The organism is Halomonas sp. GD1P12, assembly GCF_025725645.1.
GTDB lineage: Bacteria > Pseudomonadota > Gammaproteobacteria > Pseudomonadales > Halomonadaceae > Vreelandella.
The window spans coordinates 1,164,098-1,182,797 of record NZ_CP107007.1; the positions used below are offsets into that span (position 1 = coordinate 1,164,098).

Annotated in this window: 17 protein-coding genes; 10 read left to right on the forward strand and 7 right to left on the reverse strand. The window is 63.2% G+C overall.

Annotation, left to right across the window (positions count from 1 at the left end):
• Positions 1-163 precede the first annotated feature (163 nt).
• The 3 genes from OCT39_RS05440 to OCT39_RS05450 all read right to left on the reverse strand — a co-directional run bounded on the left by OCT39_RS05440 (position 164) and on the right by OCT39_RS05450 (position 3,722).
• Complete coding sequence (locus tag OCT39_RS05440; RefSeq protein WP_263586663.1) at positions 164-379, reverse strand: hypothetical protein; 216 nt, start codon at positions 377-379, stop codon at positions 164-166.
• 321 nt (positions 380-700) lie between these two features.
• A complete protein-coding gene (locus OCT39_RS05445; RefSeq protein ID WP_263586664.1) occupies positions 701-2,155 on the reverse strand; it encodes an SLC13 family permease in 1,455 nt (484 codons plus the stop codon).
• A 289-nt stretch (positions 2,156-2,444) separates the two neighbouring features.
• Positions 2,445-3,722: a M20/M25/M40 family metallo-hydrolase gene (locus tag OCT39_RS05450; protein ID WP_263586665.1), complete on the reverse strand. Its 1,278-nt coding sequence runs from the start codon at positions 3,720-3,722 to the stop codon at positions 2,445-2,447.
• 193 nt (positions 3,723-3,915) lie between these two features.
• Here OCT39_RS05450 and OCT39_RS05455 point away from each other — a divergent pair, with 193 nt between their 5' ends.
• On the forward strand, positions 3,916-5,124 hold the full coding sequence (locus tag OCT39_RS05455; RefSeq protein ID WP_263586666.1) for a YbfB/YjiJ family MFS transporter: 1,209 nt from the start codon (positions 3,916-3,918) through the stop codon (positions 5,122-5,124).
• 71 nt (positions 5,125-5,195) lie between these two features.
• Entirely contained in the window at positions 5,196-6,659 is a 1,464-nt protein-coding gene (locus OCT39_RS05460) for a sodium-dependent transporter (RefSeq protein ID WP_263586667.1), read from the forward strand.
• Here OCT39_RS05460 and OCT39_RS05465 read toward each other — a convergent pair.
• The 3 genes from OCT39_RS05465 to OCT39_RS05475 are packed head-to-tail and all read right to left on the reverse strand — an operon-like array spanning position 6,638 to position 9,545.
• On the reverse strand, positions 6,638-7,759 hold the full coding sequence (locus tag OCT39_RS05465; protein ID WP_263586668.1) for an LBF_2804 family protein: 1,122 nt from the start codon (positions 7,757-7,759) through the stop codon (positions 6,638-6,640). The two genes, OCT39_RS05460 and OCT39_RS05465, sit on opposite strands and share 22 nt — an antisense overlap.
• Before the next feature lie 29 nt (positions 7,760-7,788).
• Positions 7,789-9,105 (reverse strand): Y-family DNA polymerase, encoded by a 1,317-nt coding sequence (locus OCT39_RS05470; RefSeq protein WP_263586669.1) that lies wholly within the window; start codon positions 9,103-9,105, stop codon positions 7,789-7,791.
• Positions 9,102-9,545, reverse strand: coding sequence for a LexA family protein (locus OCT39_RS05475; RefSeq protein ID WP_263586670.1), 444 nt, complete (start codon positions 9,543-9,545; stop codon positions 9,102-9,104). Before OCT39_RS05475 ends, OCT39_RS05470 begins: the two co-directional genes overlap by 4 nt.
• Positions 9,546-9,910: 365 nt before the next feature.
• On the opposite strand from OCT39_RS05475, the gene OCT39_RS05480 reads away from it, so the two are divergent.
• On the forward strand, positions 9,911-10,801 hold the full coding sequence (locus tag OCT39_RS05480) for an alpha/beta fold hydrolase (protein ID WP_263586671.1): 891 nt from the start codon (positions 9,911-9,913) through the stop codon (positions 10,799-10,801).
• 23 nt (positions 10,802-10,824) lie between these two features.
• Complete coding sequence (locus tag OCT39_RS05485) at positions 10,825-11,859, forward strand: patatin-like phospholipase family protein (protein ID WP_263586672.1); 1,035 nt, start codon at positions 10,825-10,827, stop codon at positions 11,857-11,859.
• A 56-nt stretch (positions 11,860-11,915) separates the two neighbouring features.
• Here the strand turns inward: OCT39_RS05485 and OCT39_RS05490 are convergent, their stop codons facing one another.
• On the reverse strand, positions 11,916-12,485 hold the full coding sequence (locus OCT39_RS05490; protein ID WP_263586673.1) for a Smr/MutS family protein: 570 nt from the start codon (positions 12,483-12,485) through the stop codon (positions 11,916-11,918).
• A 200-nt stretch (positions 12,486-12,685) separates the two neighbouring features.
• On the opposite strand from OCT39_RS05490, the gene prmB reads away from it, so the two are divergent.
• The 6 genes from prmB to OCT39_RS05520 all read left to right on the forward strand — a co-directional run bounded on the left by prmB (position 12,686) and on the right by OCT39_RS05520 (position 18,682).
• A complete protein-coding gene (gene prmB / locus OCT39_RS05495) occupies positions 12,686-13,645 on the forward strand; it encodes a 50S ribosomal protein L3 N(5)-glutamine methyltransferase (protein WP_263586674.1) in 960 nt (319 codons plus the stop codon).
• 12 nt (positions 13,646-13,657) lie between these two features.
• Complete coding sequence (gene aroC / locus OCT39_RS05500; RefSeq protein WP_263586675.1) at positions 13,658-14,749, forward strand: chorismate synthase; 1,092 nt, start codon at positions 13,658-13,660, stop codon at positions 14,747-14,749.
• Positions 14,750-14,873: 124 nt separating this feature from the next.
• Positions 14,874-15,260 carry a hypothetical protein gene (locus tag OCT39_RS05505; protein ID WP_263586676.1) on the forward strand — a complete coding sequence of 129 codons (387 nt, stop codon included), beginning with the start codon at positions 14,874-14,876 and terminating at the stop codon, positions 15,258-15,260.
• A 310-nt stretch (positions 15,261-15,570) separates the two neighbouring features.
• The gene (locus OCT39_RS05510) at positions 15,571-16,032 is read left to right on the forward strand and encodes a phasin family protein (protein ID WP_263586677.1); all 462 of its coding nucleotides are present in this window, start codon (positions 15,571-15,573) and stop codon (positions 16,030-16,032) included.
• A gap of 108 nt (positions 16,033-16,140) precedes the next feature.
• Positions 16,141-18,060, forward strand: coding sequence for a class I poly(R)-hydroxyalkanoic acid synthase (gene phaC, locus OCT39_RS05515; protein ID WP_263586678.1), 1,920 nt, complete (start codon positions 16,141-16,143; stop codon positions 18,058-18,060).
• Between the two features lie 166 nt (positions 18,061-18,226).
• Entirely contained in the window at positions 18,227-18,682 is a 456-nt protein-coding gene (locus OCT39_RS05520; protein WP_263586679.1) for a copper chaperone PCu(A)C, read from the forward strand.
• Positions 18,683-18,700: the final 18 nt, after the last annotated feature.

Genomic DNA, 18,700 nt, shown 5'->3' on the forward strand with positions numbered 1-18,700 from the left:
TGTGCGCACTGCTTAGGGAGAAGCGAGAAGGAAGAGGCGAACAGGAGGTTTGCACTCACAAGGATGCATGAGCGGGACGTTTATGGAGCAGGGTTAAGGAAGATTCGGAGAAGCCCCGGCCGCTATCGGCCGGGGCTTTTTTAGTGCGCTGGCGTTTTGGTGTTCAACAGGCCTTGTCCAGATACTGCGGGCCGAGCTGATCAAGCGGTACGTCCATACCGGTTTGGCACGCCAGACAGCGCAGAGTCGCGCTTTGCTTGCCGGTACCTTCCAGACGAAAATGCTTGAAATAGACCGTTTTGACGGTTTCCGCGTTTCCGCAATGGCGACAGATGATATCCAAACCGCCCACGGTATGACTGATCATGATATCCCGCACGCTAACCTCCTGCTGTTATTGAGTTGTGGGGTCTCGCGTAAAAAAGCTCAATTCCCTTTGCCCTTGCTACTCTTTCAGCATAAGCGGGTTCTCGCGCTGTGCCACTGATTTGGGTTAACAAGCGCGTTTTAATTTTGTCATGCGGCTGACACATTGCGAGCGCATGGTAGGCAAGACGCCGGGAGGGCGCAGGAGGGAGCAAGCAGGATGCTGGCTAAACCAGGGAGGCGCGACAGGAGGTTGCGAAAGTCTTCAGGGAGGACATGCTCGTACTGGACCCGGCCGGATGGCCGGGTCTTTTTTTGTGGGTAAGCCAGCGCCTTACAGGGGCGAGGGCAGCAGTAGCGGTACGATGAAGTAGACGAACAGCGTAATCACCAGGGCGCTTACGATGTTCATGATAAAGCCGGCCTTGGCCATCTGCTTGATGGTGATGCGCCCGCTCGAGAACACCGCGGCGTTGGGCGGCGTCGAGATCGGCATCATGAACGCGCAGGTGGTGGCCAACGCCACCGCTACCATCAACCCCAGCGGGTTGCCGGTGGTGATCGCCGAGGCAAGCCCAGCGGTAATCGGAATCGCCATGTTGGCCGTCGCGGTATTGGAGATGATCTCGGTGAGAAATAGCATCAAGGCCACCATGAACAGCAGCAGCCAGAAGTAGCTCACCCCATCCAGCAGTTCGAGCTGGTCGCTGATCCAGCCGGTCAGGTCACTGGCGCTGAACGCCGCCGCCAGCGCCATGCCGCCACCCCACAGGATGAAAAGCCCCCAGGGAAGGTTTTTCATGTCATCCCAGATCAGAAGGCTACGATTTTCGTGGTGCGCAGGAATGATGAACAGCGACACCGCCGCGATCACCGCGATCAGCGTGTCGTTGATGGGCAGATCGAAATACGGCGCCAGCCAGCCACGCAGCGCCCAGGCAAGCGCGGTGATGACGAATACGCCAAGCACACGCTTTTCGTTGCGCGTGATCGGCCCCAGCGCTTCAAGCTCTTGGGCGACGAAGTTCACCTCCAGGCGGCTGTTGGGCACTTTCGAGTAGACGCGTGTGAGATAAAGGTACAGGAAGATCAGCAGCAAGAGCGTGAGCGGCAGCGCAAAGATCATCCACTGCAAAAAGCTGATCTCGACATCGAAGAACTGCGGAATCATCGCCACCACGATGGCATTGGGCACTGAGCCTATGATGGTGGCAAGCCCACCGATCGACGCCGAGTAGGCCACGGTCAACAGCAGCGTGCGCGCAAAGGCGTCGCGCTGGTTCTTCTCGAACTGGTCGCGCTCGTCGAGTTCGCCTAAAAGCGCCACGGCAATAGGGAGCATCATCAGCGCCGTGGCGGCGTTGGAGATCCACATCGAGAGAAACGCCGAGGCTATCATCACCCCCAATACGATGCTTCGAAGGCTGTTGCCGATGCGGTTGACGATCGAAAGCGCAATGCGCCGATGCAGGTTCCAACGCTCGATGGCGATCGCCAGGATGAAGCCGCCCATGTACATGTAGATGACCGGGTTGGCATAACCCACCACCGCCTCGTCCATGGGCATGACGCCGGTCAGCGGCAGCAAAATCATGGGCAGAAAGGAGGTGACCGGAATGGGCACCGGCTCGGTCACCCACCAGACGGCCATCCAGACCGTCAAACCCAACACGATACGCGGCATCGGATCGATCAGCGTGGTCGGCATCGCGAACTGAACAAGCGCGAATAGTAGCGGCCCCGCCAGTAGCGGCACCCAGCGGCGCCACTGGTCGGTCAATGAACTCATGGCTAACTCCCTGAAAAAGATAAGCGAATACGTAACAAATCGTTGGCGAGCGGGATGCTACCACTTACGTCTATAAAACGTTGGTCGAATGCATACGACTTTGGTCGTGTATGGCTTGCGCCTTTGGGAAGCCACATGAAGGGGGAAACGGGCTGGACCCGTGCTGAGTCAAGGGAGGGAAGGGTGCTGAAAAAAGGCACTGGAAAAGGGAGCAGGAGAAGGGTGCAGGAGAAGGGCGGTAGAGGATTGGCCCAAAGTGAAGCCCCCGGCGTGGCCGGGGGCAGATGCCTTACTTGTCGTCGTTCTCTTTTTCGTCGTTCTCTTTTTCGCTGTCAGGCTTGTCGCTGCCCTTGTGGACAAGCTCGCTTGCCTGGTCGAGCCGTGGGTGGTGATCAAAGAACAGCTCGTTGATGTTATCGACCTTGTCGAGCAGCTGGATCGTCTCGGCCAGTACGTGAATCGCGGCCAGCACGTCCTGAGTATTGCCGCTTTCGGAGATGGTGTGCATGTTGCGCGTTGGAAAGCCCAGCGAGGTCGCGGCGCTATCGATGGAGGCAAGGACGCTGGCCATCCCGTCGGTGCCGGTGTCCACGCCGACGATATCGCGCTGCATGGGAATATCCTTCTGGCGCGCGGTTTCGGCGATGATGCGGTTGAGCTGCTCGCTGGCGATCGAGCCGACGGACAGCGTAAAGCCCTTGCCCATCTCCAGCGCCTGCATGCGCTTGTCGCCGATGCCCGGGGCGGCCACGTAGTCGTGGTTGACGTCGATGCCGATCAGCGCGTCGGGTTTGAGATCACCGGCCAGCACGCGGCTACCGAAGCGGCCAATCTCCTCGTAGCTTGCGATGGCGAACATCACGCGCACGTTGTTCGTGCCGCCGGCTTCGGCCACCAGGCGCGCCACTTCCGCGGTGACGAAGCAGCCCAGGCCGTTATCCAGGTAGGCGCCGTAGAAGGTGTTGGGGCTGAAACCTTTTTTGATCGGGCGGTTGAAGATGATCGAATCGCCCGGGCGCACGCCCAGGTTCAGCACCTGCTGCTTCTTGTTCTCGCCGTGAATCTGCAGATCCAGATAGATCTGCTCTTTCTTGATGCCTTTCTCGCCGCTTCTGACACCGGGGTCGGAAAAGTGGATGGCGCCCAGCGCCTCGACGGTGCCGCCTTCCAGCCGGCGATAGCTGCCCGGCGCCTCCGGGTCCTCGCTGAACAGGATGACTTCGTGGCCGATCAGCACCGTCGGCAAAAACGAGTCGGTGTTGATCCAGATCTTGCCGTCCTCGCCGATCGAGCGCACCTGCATGCGGATCTTGTCGGCGTGGCCCACCAGCATGATCTTGAACATATCGTCCTGGCCCGGGTGGGTATCCAGCACCACGCCGGCGTTGCCACGATACTGATGAAGCTTCCACTCCTCTGGGGCGAAACTCTCGAAATAGGGCTTCAAGACGCCGTAGGTCATCGCGCCTTCGAGCCCGACCGGGCTGGGGGCGGCAATGATGTTGCGCATCAAATCGAACTGCGCCTCGGGCATTGGCTGCGTCCAGGGTTTGGCGCTTTCGCTCATGTAAAACTCTCCATGTTGGCTTGTGAGTAGGCTATCCAGTTTGGCACAAATCCAGCGAGAACGTGTTCTCTGCTGTGCCCTGATCGTTCGACGAATCGCTGACTCGACTTAGGTGGTCATGACGGCTGGCGCCGGACGCCTTATCATGCGTTGATGGTTCAACAATAATGCATATAAGGTAACGGAGCCGCCCTTGACCGCCTCGATCTCCCTGCAGCGCTACAAGGTGCTGCTCGCCGGTATTTTCAGCCAGCTTTTGTGTGTGGGCGTTGCGCGCTTTGCCTATACGCCGCTGTTGCCGGTGATGCAGGGCGACGGGCTCTTGAACGACGCCGAAGGCGGATGGCTGGCCGCGTTCAACTACGCAGGTTACATGCTGGGTGCGGTGCTCGCCGCCTCGACCGGGAGTCTCGCGCTCAAGGATAAGCTCTACCGCGCCGGGCTCTTGCTGGCGGTGGTGACGACTCTTGGCATGGCGCTGACCGAAAGCGTCTGGCTCTGGGCCCTGCTGCGCTTTCTGGCCGGGCTTTCCAGCAGCGCCTCGATGCTGTTGGCTTCGGGGCTGATTCTGCACTGGCTGATCGAACACAAGCGCCGACGCGAGCTTGGCATTCACTTCGCGGGCCTGGGGCTTGGCATCGTGCTGGCGGCGCTGGCGGTGGAGGGGTTGCTTTCGCTTTCCATCGACTGGCGCGGCCAGTGGCTTTGGCTGACCGCGCTGGGCGCCTTGCTGGTTGTGCCCGCCTGGCGGTGGCTACCCTCTCCCAAAAAGCCTGCTGCCAGCGCCGCGCCCAGACCCGCCACGACTCGCCCCGTCAGCATGATCTTTCTGCGCCTGATGGTACCGGCCTACTTCTGCGCCGGGTACGGCTACGTGGTCAACGCTACTTTCCTCGTCACCATCGTCGAGCGCGAACCGCTGCTTGCCGGTACCGGCAACTGGGCGTTTGCGCTGGTGGGGCTTTCCGCAGCACTGACGGTCGTGATATGGGACTTCGTCGCCCGGCGGCTGGGCTACCTGGCGGCGCTGGGTCTTGCCATGGCCATTCAGGTGGTAGGGATCTGGCTTCCGCTCTGGAGCACGAGCCTGGCCGCGCTGCTGCTGAGCGCAGTGCTTTATGGCGGCACCTTTTTGGGCTGCGTGTGTTTGGTGCTGACCATGGCCGGGCGGCTTTATCCGGATAACCCGGCAAGGTTGATGGGCCAGCTGACACTGGCCTACGGCGCGGCGCAAATCATCGCGCCAGCGGTGACCGGAACGCTTGCCGAAGCCGTGGGCGACTACCGGCTGGGGCTGTGGCTGGCCGGCGCGTTGGTGGCGCTGGGCGCGGTGATTCTGCTCATACTCAAGCGCGTGGATCACACCGCCCAGGGCCTGGACGCCGAGGCGCGCGCGCTCTAGCGCAAAACCCCTGGGCTTTTACGTCCAAATCCGCCAGGATGTCGCCTTTTTTTCAAGGCAGGGGAAAAGGCATGGCGTCTTCTGAACAACCGCGCGCGCAGTGGCTGGGCCGCTGGGGATTTCTGCTGGCGGCGACCGGCTCCGCAGTGGGGCTTGGCAACGTCTGGAAGTTTCCCTATATGACCGGCGAGTACGGCGGCGGCGCCTTCGTGCTGGTGTATCTGATCTGCATTCTGGCCGTGGGCGTGCCGGTGATGATGGCCGAGATCGCCTTTGGCCGGCGCGGCCAGGGAAGCCCGGTCGACGCCTTTCGCCGCATGGCAACCGGCTCCGGGCGCTCACCGGCGTGGTCGGCGCTGGGCTGGATGTCGATGCTCGCCGGCTTCATGATCCTGTCGTTTTATGTGGTCGTGGCGGGCTGGTCGTTCTCTTACCTGTGGAAGACGCTCAGCGGCGGGCTCAGCGGTGGCAGTGTCGACGAGCTCGCGGCGGTGTTCGAGGCCAATAACGCCAATCCCTGGAATCTGGGGTTCTGGAGCACGCTGGTGACGCTTGTCACCATGGTGATCGTGGGCAAGGGGGTTCAGGAGGGCATCGAGAAGAGCGTGCGCTGGATGATGCCCGGGCTGGTGCTGATGCTGGTGGTGCTGATCGGCTTCGGCGCGCTCTCCGGCGGCTTCGGTGAGGCTTTTGCGTTTTTGTTTTCGTTCAACACGGGAAGCCTTTCGAGCGCCGGGATGCTGGCCGCGCTGGGACACGCGTTTTTCACGCTATCGCTGGCCGCCGGGGCGATTTTGACCTACGGCAGCTACCTGCCCAAGACCGCCTCCATAGGGCGCACCACGCTCGGCGTCGCGCTGGCGGATACGCTCGTCGCGCTCATGGCCGGTCTTGCCATCTTCCCGGTCATTTTCGCCAACGGCATGGACCCGGCGGGTGGGCCGGGGCTCATCTTCATGAGCCTGCCCGTTGCCTTTCAGGCGATGCCGCTGGGGTCGCTGTTCGGCGCGCTGTTTTTCATCATGCTCTCGATGGCCGCGCTCACCTCGTCGATCTCCATGGTCGAGGCCACGGTCTCCTGGCTTTGCGACAACAAGGGCTTTACGCGCCGCTCGGCGGCCTGGGGCACCGGCATCGTGCTGTGGCTGATCAGCACCGCTGCGATGCTCTCGTTCAACGTGGGCGCGGACTGGACGCTGGCGGGCAAGACCTTCTTTGACTGGCTCGACTATCTGACCTCGCGCTGGCTGATGCCGCTGGGCGGGTTGGGCACCATTTTCGTCGCCGGGTTTTTGCTCAACAAGAACGTGATGCGCGATGAGCTCGGGCTTGGCCCGCGCTTCTATGCGCTGTGGCTATTGATGGCGCGCTACGTAAGCCCCTTGGGCATTCTGGTGATCTTTGCCGACGTGCTGGGGCTTTATAGCGTCGTGTTCGCTCAGCACTGGCCGTACCTGCTGGGCGTTCTGCTGCTGATGATTCTGGTTGGGGAGCGTTTAAGCCCGCGTCTGCGTCAGGCGCTCGCGCCGCGCTGATCGTTCGATGCCATCTCGCAGCGCTGCCCGGCGATGAACTCATGGGTCAGCGGTGTCTGGCAGCGGGCGAACACCTGGCGTAAAAATCGCTTGCGCGCGCCGCGGTAGCCGCCGCTCAACAGCACCGCTTGGGTCAGGTTTTTCAGAAGCGGTGCGCGCTCGCCCTCGTCAAGTCGCGCAAACTCGTCCAGAGCGCTTGGCCACGCCACGGTCAGGTCGCTGGGGGCGCCTGGAAGCGTGGCCAATACGCGCGAAAGCAGCAGCACCAGGTTCGGATGCGGGTGCTGGTTGCGCATGATCATTTCGCCCACGCCCTGGGCGAGCAGGCGGCGGATGTGTTCCGGAGCGCGCTCGATGCGCGGCATCAGTCGGTCGATGCGCTGGGGGCCCAGGGCGAGCAGGCAGGCATCCTCGGTCACGCGGGCGGCGATCCAGGCATTCCATAACGCGTAGAGCGGCGCGACAAGAAAGGGAACGAAGCCGCGCAGGGTCAGCCGCCCGAGCAGGCGGCGCATGACCATGCGAAGCAGGAAGCTGCTCAGGCTGACCTTGAGCCGGTAGAGCAGGGCGCGCAGCGTCAGCTTCCAGCCGCGAAGATACGCGTGCGGGTCGACGCCATAAACGGGGCTACCGGGGCTTGGGTACTCCAGCGCCACCCGGGCTGCGCCCTGCAGGGTCAGCTCCACCGTGGGGGGCTGGGGCGAGCGGTGGCGGTAGTCGAGTCCGCAAAAGTGCATCATGCGCGCTACGCCGCGCAGCGAGTTCCAGTAAAGAAAGCCGATTTCGAGCAGCGTGACCACGCCGGCGAACGCCAGGTAGCCGCTCCAGTAGGGCAGCTGTTCGCGAAGCGACAGCGCCTCCCAGTCGTCGACGAGTATCTCGCGCATCCACCACTCGGCGCCGCCGATCAGCGTGCCCGAGACGATTCCCGCCAGCGCCGCCCAAACGATCACCCAGCGGCGGCTTCTTTTCACAGCGTCCATGTCCGGGGCGCCCAGCGCTTTATGGCGGGTCAGGCGGCGGCCGATGTAGCGGCTTGCGAAACGCTGGATGCGGTCCGGGGCGGGGGCGAACTCCCTGTCGGGGCGGGTAAGCGGCATGAGATATAACGTAACTTCGAGTAGGCCCTTTAGGGTAGCGGCTTCTTCCGCTCGGCACACGCCTCGATGGCCCCTGGATGGGTGCCGGCTTTCATCAGCTCGCCCCAGCGGGTGGTGAAGCGGTTCGAGCGGTGGCCGCAGCGCAGGTGCCAGGACGCCTCTTCCGGCTCGACGCCAAAGCGCACCTTGTTCTGGCCCATGCGCCGGTTGATGTCGTCGAGTGTAGCCATCAGCGCCGGGTGATGACGGTGGCGCGGCGGCTGGTGCAAAAGCGAGAGCTGATACTGCTCGGCGTCGACCAGATCCAGCAGCATCACGCCGGCCTTCATGAAGCGGTGATCCGGCCGGTAGATCTGCTCGAGCCCCTCGCGCACCGCGGCCAGCACCACGCGGGTGTCGTCGCTGGGGGCGGCGAGCGGAATCATGGCGTGGGGAAAATACTGCGGCTGGTCCTGGCGGTGACGGTTGGTGGCGAGAAAGATCATCACCGCCCGGGTCAGGCTTCGCTGCTCGCGTAGCTTCTCGGCGCTGCGCTGGGCGTGGCGGCTCAGCGCGCTGTACACATCGGCCTTGTCGCCGGTGGGCCTGCCGAAGGAGCGCGAGGTCATGATGCGCTGGCGCGGCTCGTCCACCGCGTTCATGGAAAGGCACGACGTGCCGCGAAGCTCGAGCGCCGTGCGCGCCAGCACCACGGAGAAGCGCCGGCGAAGGTCGTGGTGGTCGCACTCGCGCAGATCCCAGGCGGTGTGAATGCGCTGCACCGCCAGCCGCTCGGCCAGCCGCCGCCCGATGCCCCACACCTCGCCTACCGGAAGCTCTTTTAATAGCGCCGCGGTCTCTCTGGACGCGGCGTCCAGCAGGCAAACGCCCTGGTAGCGCGCGCGCTTTTTGGCGGCGTGGTTGGCCAGCTTGGCCAGCGTATGGGTCGGGGCAAGCCCGACGCAGACGGGAAGCCCCAGGTGGCGGCGGATGCGGCGGCGAAGCGCCTCGCCCACCGCTTGGCACTGCTCGGGTGAGAGCCCGTCCAGATAAACGAACATTTCGTCGATCGAGTAGGGCGCCACCGCCGGACAGGCGTCGCGCAGAAGCTGGCAGAGCCTTCCTGACATGTCGCCGTAGAGTTCGTAGTTCGATGACTTGAGATGAATACGCCCCGCGCGGCGCAGCCCCTCGAGCTTGAACGCCGGCACGCCCATGGGGATCTCCATGGCCTTGAGCTCTTCCGAGCGGGCGATGATGCAGCCGTCGTTGTTGCTCATGACGCCCACCGGCTGGCCGTCGAGCTCGGGCTGGAAAACGCGCTCGCAGCTGACGTAGAAGTTGTTGGCGTCGACCAGGCCGATCACGACACGTACTCGTGAATCACCGCGCGCACCACGCCCCACAGCTGGCACTCGGTGCCCGATAGCGGCAGCGGTGGGTAGAGCGGGTGGGCGGAGCATAGGTGCGGCGTGCCCTGGTAGAGCGCGTAGCGCTTGATCAACACCTCGCCCTCGAGCAGCGCTACCAGAATGTGCCCAAGGCGCGGCTTGATGCTGCGGTCCACGACCAGCAAATCGTCGTGGAAAATGCCCCAGCCTTCCATGCTGTCGCCGATCGCCGTCAGGTAGAACGTTTGCGTCGGGTTCTTGATCAACCGCGTGTTCAGATCCAGCGTGCGCTGCTCGTAATCCTGCGCCGGCGAGGGAAATCCGCTAAAGCCGGCACGCGCGTACAGGGTGGGAAACGCCAGCGGTTGAAAGGTTAACGGCCAGGCTGTCGCAACGTGGGCGGGTTGAGACGGCATCGTGACGTCCTCGAACAATCAAATAGTGTATGTATATACAGTATTAATATTCGAGTCTTGAAATGCAAGGTTGAAGCCGTACCCGGTTTTCAACGTCCGGTTTTCAACGTGCGAGCCAAAGCCCCACGACGATGGCGCTGGTCACGGCGATGAAAAAGACGGCATTGCGGGCGCGGGTATCACGGCGAGGTTTCATAACGGTACTCATCTGGCGAAGGGGTGGATGACGGTTGGCGTATCAGCGCGTGTCGAGCGTGGCGCGCAGAATTTTGAAAACGCGGCGCTCCAGGCACCGGGCCCGGCATGGTAACGTTTACGCCATAAGGCGTCATCAAACGAAAAACGCGCACACGGAGAGAACGCTTATGGTGGAGGTGGCAAGCACCGCGCCCAGGCCCCTGTCGCTGGCCAGTGGCCGCCTGGCGGGCCTTGCATGGGGAAGCGTCGAGGCGCCGGTCTGGGTGGCGCTGCACGGCTGGCTGGACAACGCCGCAAGCTTCACGCGCCTGGCCCCGCATTTGGCGCGCGCGCTCGGCGTTCGCATCGTCGCGCTCGATTTTCGCGGCCACGGCCACTCCGCCCACGGGCCCGACCAAACCGACTACGCGCTGTGGGACTACGTTTTCGATGTGCTCGACGCGCTGGACGAGCTGGAAATCGAACGCGCCACGCTTCTGGCTCACTCGATGGGGGCGGCGGTGAGCTGCCTGCTGGCCGCCGCGCTGCCCGAACGCGTAGAGAAGCTGCTGCTCATCGACGGACTGGGGGCGCTCAATACCGAGGCCGAGCAGAGCACCGAGCAGCTGAGAAAGGGGCTTTTGGCCCACCGACGTCAGGCGTCGCGCACGCCGCGCTACGCGGATATTGATCGCGCGGTCGGCGCGCGGGTGGCCGGCGGCGTGACGCCGGTGAGTGCGTCGACCATCACCCCGGTGGTCGAGCGTAATACCCGGGCAAGCTCCCAGGGCGATCTCGAGATGCGCACCGACGCGCGCCTGCTCAAGCCGTCGCTGGTGCGCTTTACGCCGGAGCAGGTGCTGGCGATGCTGGCGAGTATTCAGGCGCCAGTACTGCTTATCGAGGGCGATCGCGGCATTCTGGGCGAGCGCCACTGGGCGCACAAGGCCCGCCAGCAGGTGCCTGATTTGACGCGGCAGGTGCTTTTGGGTGGCCATCATCTGCACCTGGAGGCTGAGGCCGTCGAGGCCGTCGCGGCCACCATCGTGGATTACTGCAAACGCCAGATGAACGTGTAAAACGGAACAGATCGGAACGTCGAATGAGCAAGCCAACAGAGCAAGCGTTAAGCCATATTTCTCCTCAACAAGACGGTCACGGCAAGAAGGTCGCCCTGGTGCTGGGCAGCGGCGGTGCCCGCGGCTATGCCCATATCGGCGTGATCGAAGCGCTCGAGGCACGCGGCTTCGAGATCATTTCGATCGCCGGCTGCTCCATGGGCGCGCTGATCGCCGGCATCTACGCATCGAACAAATTGGCCGAGTACCGCGAGTGGGTCTGCAACCTGGACTACCTGGACGTGTTGAAACTGGTCGACGTGACCTGGAGCCCGATGGGCGCAATGCGCGCCAACAAGGTGATGAACAAGCTCGAGGCGCTGATCGGCGATACGCTGATCGAGGATTTGCCCATTCCAGTGACCACGGTGGCAACGGATCTTGTCCGCCAGCGCGAAGTCTGGTTTCAGCGCGGCCCGCTTTTGCGCGCCATTCGCGCCTCGATCGCCGTGCCCGGGGTGATCACCCCGGTGCATCTGGGCGATCAGGTGCTGGTCGATGGCGGGCTTTTGAATCCGCTGCCGATGATGCCGATTCTCTCCGCCCACGAGGCGGATCTGGTCGTGGCGGTGAACGTCACTGCCCAGAGCCCTCAGCTCGTAAGCCTCGAGGAGCTTCTGCCCGTCGACGAGCAGGACGAGCGCACACGCCTTGAGCGCGACCACGACGCCAACCTGGGCGGCTGGATGGACGGGGTGCGCGCGGCGACGAAACGGCTATGGGACGGCTTTGGTGCTCAGGACGACGAGTGGGTCGAAGAGGAGAGCATCGAGGCGCGTGGGCAGCGCGAGTGGGGCAAGCTCGACATGATTCTGGAGTCCTTCGATATCACCCAGGCGGCACTGGCCAAGTACAAGGTAGCGGGCTACCCGCCGGACGTGTTGATCGAGGTACCGAAAACGGTGTGCAGCACCTACGAGTTCCACCGCGCCCGGGACTTGATTCGCCTCGGCCGCCACTTGACCGATGAAGCGCTCGAACGACGCATGCCAAGCGTGGCATCGGAGGCGACAGAGTAGATGAAAAAAGTGGATGAAAAAGTGGATGAAAAAGGACTGAGGAAAGACAGTCGCCGCTAGCGGCCACGCTTTCGCAGCAGCACATAAACCGCGCCGGTGCCGCCGTCGGCGTCCACCGCCGAGCAAAACGCCAGCACCCCGGGCCACTCTCTAAGCCAGGCGTTGGTGTGGCTTTTCAGCACCGGAAAATCCGCCGTCGCGCCCCACGCCTTGCCATGGACCACCAGCACGCAGTGAAGATGCTGGGCGGCGGCGTCGGTCAGAAAACTTTCGAGCTCCAAGCGCGCCTCTTCCAGGGTGTAGCCGTGAAGGTCCAGTCCCGCTTGCCAGGAGGTTTGTCCGCGTTTGAGCTGGCTGAAGGTGCGGTAGGGCAGATCGGTCACGCAAAACTCGAGATACTCCGAGGGGCGCACCGCCTCGACCCGGCCATCGGAGGTGCGCCCGGTCGTGACCTGAGCGTCCTGCTTGACCGCCGCCTGGCGGCGCGCGGCCTGGGCGTCGCGCTCGCGTTTGGGCCGGCCGGGGTCGGCCAGGTCGCTTTTGATCTGGCGCACCCCGGCCTCCTGGAGCGCCTGGCGAAAGGCGCTGATCTCTTCATCGTTGGGCGAGTGGCGGCGTCGCGACATGAAAGGCTCACAAAAAAATGAAAAACGGCGGTGTGGACGATGGCGTGAACGGCACAGTATAGCGGCCCTGGCGGCGCTGTGAACCGGGCGACGACGAAGGTACAATCATTTCCCGATGTTAAGCCAACGACGTTTTTCACGTTTCACCCCTTGATGGGCCGGAAGCCCGACGCTTTCGGCTCGCCTGGCCAGGAGCCCTTGTGACCACGCACCTCAATGCCGAGACTTCTCCCTCAACGCTTTCCCTGCCGGAGTCGGCGCTGGCCAGCGATCTGATCACGCTGCGCGACTATCTGCGCTGGGCGACCAGCGAGTTCTACGTCGCTGGTTTGCACTACGGCCACGGCACCGACTCGCCCTGGGACGAAGCGGTGGCGCTGTGTTTGGGCGCGCTGCACCTGCCCTGGAACGTCGACCCCGGCGTTCAGGATGCGCGCCTGCTGCCCGTCGAGCGCCAGCGCATCATCGAGCTGGTGCGCCGGCGGATCACTACTCGGGCGCCGCTGCCGTACCTGCTGGGCGAGGCGTTCTTCGCCGGTTTTCCTTTCGATGTCGATGAGCGCGTGCTGATTCCGCGCTCGCCGATCGCCGAGCTGATTCTCGACGGCTTCGGCGCCTGGTTCGACGAAGAACCGCCGGCGCACGTGCTCGATCTGTGCACGGGCTCGGGCTGCATCGGTATCGCCACGGCCCTGGTGCTGCCCACCAGCCACGTGACGCTGGCGGACTTGAGCCCCGATGCGCTGGCGGTGGCGAAGCAGAACATCACCCGCCACGACGTCGGCGACCGGGTGCGCGCGGTCGAATCCGACGTCTTCGACGGGCTCTCGGGCCAGCGCTTCGATCTGATCGTCTCCAACCCGCCCTACGTCGATGCGCGCGATTTGGCCACCATGCCCGCGGAGTTTCGCCACGAGCCGGCGCTGGCGCTTGGCGCAGGCTCTGATGGGCTCGACATCGTGCGGCGCATTTTGCGCCAGGCGCGCAATCACTTGACCGACGACGGCTGGCTGATCGTTGAGGTCGGCAACTCCGATCGCCACGTCGAGGCGGCCTTTCCCGAGGTCGGCTTCATGTGGCTTGAATTCGAGCACGGCGGCCAGGGCGTCTTTGCCATCAGCGCCGCGGAACTCGACGCCCACGCGGCGTCTTTTGCGTAAGGAACTAGCGACATGTCTGGCAATACGTTCGGCAAGCTTTTCAGCGTGACCACTTTCGGCGAGAGCCACGGCGTGGCCCTTGGCGCCATCGTCGACGGCTGCCCGCCGGGAATCGAGATCAGCGAGCAGGAGCTGCAGGTCGAGCTCGACCGCCGCCGCCCGGGAAGCTCGCGCCACACCACCCAGCGCAAGGAGGCCGACGAGGTTCGCATTCTCTCTGGCGTGTTCGAGGGCAAGACCACCGGCACCTCGATCGGCCTTTTGATCGAGAACACCGACCAGCGCTCGAAGGACTACTCCAAAATCAAGGAGCAGTTCCGCCCGGCCCACGCCGACTACACCTACCACCACAAGTATGGCCACCGCGACTACCGCGGCGGCGGGCGCTCCAGCGCCCGTGAAACCGCCATGCGCGTTGCCGCCGGCGCCATCGCCAAGAAGGTGCTCGCCGCCCAGGGCATTCAGGTGCGCGGCTACATGAGTCAGCTCGGGCCCATCGAGATCGACTTCAAGGGCTGGGAGAGCGTCGAGCAGAACGCCTTCTTCTGCCCGGACCCGGACCGCGTGGCCGAGCTCGAAAACTACATGGACCAGCTGCGCCGCGACCAGGACTCGATCGGCGCCGAGATCACCGTGATCGCCGACGGCGTGCCGGTGGGCCTTGGCGAGCCGGTGTTCGACCGCCTCGACGCGGAGCTTGCCCACGGCCTGATGAGCATCAACGCGGTGAAGGGCATCGAGATCGGCGCCGGCTTTGAAAGCGTGACCCAGCGCGGCACCGAGCACCGCGACGAGCTGACTCCGGAGGGCTTTCTCTCCAACCAGGCCGGCGGTATTCTCGGCGGTATCTCGAGCGGGCAGCCGATCGTCGCGCGCCTGGCGCTGAAGCCAACCTCCAGCATCACCACGCCCGGGCGCTCGATCGACGTGCACGGCGAGCCGGTCGAAGTGATCACCAGGGGGCGCCACGACCCTTGTGTGGGCATTCGCGCCACGCCCATTGCCGAGGCGATGATGGCGATCACGCTGCTCGATCATCTGCTGCGCCATCGCGGTCAGAACGGCGACGTTCGTGTCGATACGCCGCGCCTGAATCAGCGTTAAACCCGAACGCAGGGCGCTGCTACACTTCACACAAGAGCAGACCGCCGCCCCTTCTGGCGGCGAGTCGCCAGAACGCTCAACGGATCACGCGCAATTCAGCCACATCACGCAAGGGGAGTCGGCCATGAAAATCAACGTCGAGTTCGATCTCACGCCGGAAGAGTTTCGCCAGTCGCTGGGCCTGCCCGACGTCGAAGCCTTTCAGCAGCACCTGTTGACCAGCATCCAGCGCCAGATGGAGTCGGGTGTCGAAGGCTACGACCCGATGAGCCTGATGCGCCCGTTTTTGCAGCAGCCGATGATGCAGCAGGGGCTTTCTCAAGGACTCTCCCAGGGGCTGTCCCAGGGCCTTGCCCACTTCGGTACCTACCAGCAGATGATGCTGGATATGCTGAAACAGGCGGGTAACGCCAGCGCCAGCGCGGGAAGCGAGGCGCCCGAGGCCGAGCCGGAGAAGCCGGCATCCAAAGCGCGGGCCAGCGCCTCGTCACGCTCGCGGGCCAAAGAATAGCTCGGGGCTGCGTTGCTAAACGCCAGGGCAATCGTTACGCTGTTTCGATAGCGCCGGGCAAGCGTTTCGGGTTAAAAAGAGGGCGCGCCCTTCTGGTTTGAAAAACGCCGCAAAAGCGGGTTCTGGATGGCGCTGAACGGGCAAGACAACGCGTGGCAAAGCGCTTTGGCCGCAGGCAGGCGTGCCTTCTGCTTTGCTTTCGTGGATCGGAGTACGCGGTATCGCCTTCAAGCGGCGCGTACGAAAAAGCACTACAACACCCATCTGCCAACGTGAATGCCGCCTCATTGCCTTGAAAGGAGACAGGACCATGCAGGATAAAATGTTCGACGCCTTCAGTAGCCAGACCCGCCAGATGTTCGAGCCGATGCGCAAGATGAACTCGCTGATGCTCGACAACATGGAAAAACTCACCCACTACCAGCTGGACGCGATGCAGCGCTACAGCCAGATGGGCACCGACCGGCTGCGCAAGGCCACCGATGTCAGCGACGCGGAAAGCCTGAAGAACTTCGGGACCAAGCAAGCCGAGATGATGAAAGAGCTCTCCGAGCAGATGCAGGAAGATGCCCGCGCGATGAGCGAGATGAGCCTGCAGTTCAAATCCGAAATGGAGAAGCTCTTCAGCGACGCTGGCCGCCAAATGAGCGAGCAGGCAAGCAACGCCGGCCAGCAGATGCGTGAACAGGCCAGCGCCGCCGGCGAGCAAATGCGCGAGCAGGCGGGCGGTGCCAAAAGCGACCCCAGCAGCCAGTCCACGCGTAAAAAGTAAACGCTTTCAATACGGCGCCTTCGGGCGCCGTCTTTTTTGGATCCAGGGATAAAGCGCGCACCGAGTGCGAAGTGGGTGCGAAAAGAGAGAGCATGAGGGGAGGGGCTTATGCAGTCAGCGTGGAGTGCGGCGCCGGAAGGGCTCAGCCAGGAAGAGCTGGTGGTCTGGAGAGAGGCGCTTGAGAAAGTCGGCGAGCAGTATCAGGGCCTGATGGAAGAGCTTCTGGCCAAAATGGCGCCGAGCGACGCCGCCGATTCCGTGTACAGCGACATGCGCCAAAGCTTCGAGGCCGCCGCCCGGTCGTTGATGGGTAACCCCACGCTTTTGTGGGAAACCCAGGCGCGGCTGATGCAGGATCAGTGGCTTTTGTGGCAGCAGGGGCTGCGCACGCTCTCCGGGGAGTCGGTGACCCCGCTGATCCAGCCCGCCAGGGGCGATCGCCGGTTCAAGGACGACGCCTGGACCCAGGAGCCGTTCTATCTGGCGCTAATGCAGCAGTACCTGCTGTTTTCGCAGTCCGTCGACGATTTGATCGGCAACCTCGACGGTCTTGAAGGGGCGAGCAAGCGAAACCTCACCTTTTACGCCCGCCAGCTCGTCAGCGCCATGTCGCCGTCGAACTTCATTTCCACCAACCCGGAAGTGGTACGGCGGACGCTGGAAACCAAAGGGCAGAATCTCGTCGAGGGGCTTTCGCGACTTCGCGAGGATCTGGCCAACTCCGCCGAGGGTATCAACGTTCGCATGACCGACCGCCAGGCCTTCGGCATCGGCGACAACATCGCCGTCACCCCGGGCTCCGTGGTGTATGAAAACGAGCTGATGCAGCTGATTCAGTACACGCCGAGCACGGAGAAAGTGTTCAAGACGCCGCTTTTGATCGTGCCGCCCTGGATCAACAAGTACTACATTCTCGATCTGCGCGAGGACAACTCGCTGGTGAAGTGGCTCGTCGACCAGGGCCATACGGTATTTCTGATCTCCTGGCGCAACCCGGGGCCCGAGCAGCACGACATCACCTGGGCGGATTACATGCAGCTGGGGCCCATCAGCGCCATGGAGGCGATCGAGCGCGCCTGCGGCGAGAAATCCGTGAACCTGATGAGCTACTGCGTCGGCGGCACGCTCACTGCCTCGACGGTGGCGTATCTCAACAGTACTAGGCGCGGGCGTAAGGTGAAGTCGGTGACCTACATGGCCACGCTGCAGGATTTCCGCGACCCGGGCGACATCGGCGTGTTCCTGAACGAAGGTGTGGTGCAGGGCATCGAGCACTCGATGAACCTCAAGGGCTACCTTGACGGGCGCTCAATGGCTTACACGTTCAACCTGCTGCGCGAAAACGATCTGTTCTGGTCGTTTTTCATCAACAACTACTTGAAAGGCGACGTGCCCGCCGCCTTCGATCTGCTCTACTGGAACACCGACGGCACCAACCTGCCCGCGTCGACCCACGGCTGGTACCTGCGCCACATGTATCTGGAGAACCGGCTGGTCGAGCCCGGCGGCGTCGAGCTCGACGGCGTGAAGATCGACCTTTCGAAGGTTTCCACGCCGAGCTACTTCGTCTCTACGAAAGAGGACCACATCGCCAAGTGGAACAGCACCTACTTTGGCGCGCTTTTGCCCAAGGGGCCGGTGACCTTCGTGCTGGGCGGCTCCGGCCACATTGCCGGTATCGTCAATCCGCCGCACAAGCAGAAGTACGGCTACTGGACCAACGATGCACTTCCCGCCGAGCCTGAGCAGTGGCTCGAAGGCGCCCAGGCGCACGAAGGCTCCTGGTGGCCGCACTGGCAGGCGTGGATGACCCAGAATGGCTACGCCGATACGCAGAAAACCGTGGCTGCCCGCGTACCCGGCAGTGGCAAGCTCAGCGTGATCGAAGCCGCGCCCGGGCGCTACGTGCGCCAAACCATTCCCGAGGTGCTGGGAGAAGTGCCGTCTGAAGAAGCACCTGCAGAGGCGCCTGAAACCACCTCCAACAATGGCCCAAACGACACAGGCAGCGAGCCGACCAGCGCATAGCCGCCAGCGCATTCAAGGCCCGGCACCGCCGGGCTTTTTTACGCGCGCCGTTAACGGACAAATTGTCGCATTGCGGTGGCAGCGGCGCCAAAGAGCGCTAAGGTAGTAGCCATCAACAAAGCGCTTTGGGCGCTGTCGTTTCGATTCAACACTCAGGAGCCTCGTCATGGCGAACGTTTTATCCAATACCCCACGTCCGCTCGTGTCAGCGCTGCTCGGCGCCGCCGTGTTGCTGGGCGCGGCGAGCGCTCAGGCAAGCGATATCAGCGTGTCCAACGCGCGCCTGAGCCTGCTGCCCGGTAATACCCCAGGGGCCGGCTATTTCGATCTCGAGAACGCCGGCGACGAGGCGGTCACGCTCACCGGCGCTGATACCGAGGCGTTCGAGGCGGTCGAGATGCACGAAAGCAGCGAGCACGAGGGCATGGCGCACATGCAAAGCGTCGAGAATGTCGAAGTCGAGGCGGGAGAAACCTTCAGTTTTGCCCCGCGTGGGCATCACCTGATGTTCATGGAGCGCGTGGTGCCGCTCGCCGTGGGCGACAGCGTCGAGGTGACCCTCGAGTTCGATGGCGAAACGCTGCCGGTGACCTTCGAGGTCGTCTCGCCCACCTCGCTTTGATACGCGCCGCCTGGAGGA

Bases quoted from the DNA above. Each gene is read 5' to 3' on its own strand.
- OCT39_RS05520 (WP_263586679.1), top strand. From the start codon at position 18,227: ATGGCGAACGTTTTATCCAATACCCCACGTCCGCTCGTGTCAGCGCTG.
- OCT39_RS05445 (WP_263586664.1), bottom strand. From the start codon at position 2,155: ATGAGTTCATTGACCGACCAGTGGCGCCGCTGGGTGCCGCTACTGGCG.
- OCT39_RS05460 (WP_263586667.1), top strand. From the start codon at position 5,196: ATGGCGTCTTCTGAACAACCGCGCGCGCAGTGGCTGGGCCGCTGGGGA.
- OCT39_RS05490 (WP_263586673.1), bottom strand. From the start codon at position 12,485: ATGTCGCGACGCCGCCACTCGCCCAACGATGAAGAGATCAGCGCCTTT.
- OCT39_RS05510 (WP_263586677.1), top strand. From the start codon at position 15,571: ATGCAGGATAAAATGTTCGACGCCTTCAGTAGCCAGACCCGCCAGATG.
- OCT39_RS05485 (WP_263586672.1), top strand. From the start codon at position 10,825: ATGAGCAAGCCAACAGAGCAAGCGTTAAGCCATATTTCTCCTCAACAA.
- aroC (WP_263586675.1), top strand. From the start codon at position 13,658: ATGTCTGGCAATACGTTCGGCAAGCTTTTCAGCGTGACCACTTTCGGC.
- phaC (WP_263586678.1), top strand. From the start codon at position 16,141: ATGCAGTCAGCGTGGAGTGCGGCGCCGGAAGGGCTCAGCCAGGAAGAG.
- OCT39_RS05505 (WP_263586676.1), top strand. From the start codon at position 14,874: ATGAAAATCAACGTCGAGTTCGATCTCACGCCGGAAGAGTTTCGCCAG.
- OCT39_RS05465 (WP_263586668.1), bottom strand. From the start codon at position 7,759: ATGCCGCTTACCCGCCCCGACAGGGAGTTCGCCCCCGCCCCGGACCGC.
- OCT39_RS05480 (WP_263586671.1), top strand. From the start codon at position 9,911: ATGGTGGAGGTGGCAAGCACCGCGCCCAGGCCCCTGTCGCTGGCCAGT.
- OCT39_RS05450 (WP_263586665.1), bottom strand. From the start codon at position 3,722: ATGAGCGAAAGCGCCAAACCCTGGACGCAGCCAATGCCCGAGGCGCAG.
- OCT39_RS05475 (WP_263586670.1), bottom strand. From the start codon at position 9,545: ATGCCGTCTCAACCCGCCCACGTTGCGACAGCCTGGCCGTTAACCTTT.